This window comes from Colwellia marinimaniae (assembly GCF_002207865.1).
Taxonomy (GTDB): domain Bacteria; phylum Pseudomonadota; class Gammaproteobacteria; order Enterobacterales; family Alteromonadaceae; genus Colwellia; species Colwellia marinimaniae.
In genome coordinates, this window is record NZ_BDQM01000483.1 from 1 (window position 1) to 240 (window position 240).

A 240-nucleotide genomic window follows, 5' to 3' on the forward strand; every position below is an offset into this window, starting at 1 on the left:
ATTAATTACGTAGCAAGGTCGAGTAGTGAATTACATATCGATATTGACACCGTTAAAACCTTAAGCCAAAACAGTGCTAAAAATGTAGAAGAACAACGCACACGCACACTACAAGTTGTTACCGCTATCGAACAAATAACGGTAACAATTACAGAGATAGCAAGCAATGCTAATGATGTTTCAATATCGACCGCGGCGGGCTATCAAGAAACGCAGCAAGGCCAACAAGTAGTTCACAAC

1 pseudogene is annotated in these 240 nt (G+C 40.4%); it reads left to right on the plus strand.

The annotated features are described in order from the left end of the window. Window positions 1-240 (plus strand): annotated as a pseudogene (locus MTCD1_RS21425) (hypothetical protein); the annotation flags it as partial.